Below are 816 nucleotides of genomic sequence, written 5' to 3' on the forward strand. Positions count from 1 at the left end.
GCTTAAAGGGCCAGGCCCCCCGCTCCTATTGCGGAGACAGTTCCGACCGCAGCAAGGTGGTCATGCGCAGCGTCAGTGAAGAAGTGAAACGTTTGTTTCGGGGAGAAACCATGAATCCCAAGTTCATTGAAGGGATGAAGCAGCACGGGTATAAAGGCGCGGCCGATTTGGCCAGCTATGTGGCGCATTGCTACGAGTGGGACGCCACCAGCAATGTCATGGAAGACTGGATGTATGAGGGTTTGGCGCGTAAATACGCTCTGGACGAGGATATGCGGCAGTGGATGCAGGAAGTGAATCCCTGGGCCTTGCAGCGCATTGCTGAAAAACTGCTGGAAGCGGCGCAACGGGGGTTGTGGCAGGCCGATGAACAAACTGAACAAGAACTTCAGGAACTCTACCTTTCTATCGAAGGGGAACTGGAAGAAATCGGCGATGGAAGATAGCCAGGGGATTAAAATGCTGGTCTTGAGCCTGACCGGACGCTGCAATTTTGCCTGCAAATATTGTTACGCCCACCAGCATCCCCGGGAGACCATGCCGTTTTCTACTGCGGTGCGGGCCGTGAATCTGGCGGCGCAAAGCGGAGAGCCGTTTATTTTACAATTCAGCGGAGGCGAGCCTTTGCTGGCTTTTGATGTCATGGAAAAGATCGTGCTTTATGTGCAGCAGCAGTCCATACCCGCCATTATGCAGGTTCAAACCAACGGCTCTTTGTTCAACCACGGCCGGGTAGACTTTTTGCGCCAGGCCCGGGTGGGCATCGGGGTGAGCCTGGACGGCAGGCCGGCGGTAAATAACCGGCTGCGCTGCCTG

At 55.5% G+C, this 816-nt stretch carries 2 protein-coding genes; both read left to right on the top strand.

Annotated features, from left to right (window positions below; genetic code table 11):
• Positions 1-446: cobaltochelatase subunit CobN (locus B2633_RS17195; RefSeq protein WP_483171890.1), on the top strand; the 446-nt coding region annotated here is incomplete at its 5' end.
• Positions 436-816: radical SAM protein (locus B2633_RS17200; RefSeq protein ID WP_483171891.1), on the top strand; the 381-nt coding region annotated here is incomplete at its 3' end. The genes B2633_RS17195 and B2633_RS17200, both read left to right, overlap by 11 nt.

The organism is Syntrophomonas sp. UBA1041, assembly GCF_002316705.1.
In the GTDB taxonomy this organism is placed as follows: domain Bacteria; phylum Bacillota; class Syntrophomonadia; order Syntrophomonadales; family Syntrophomonadaceae; genus DTU019.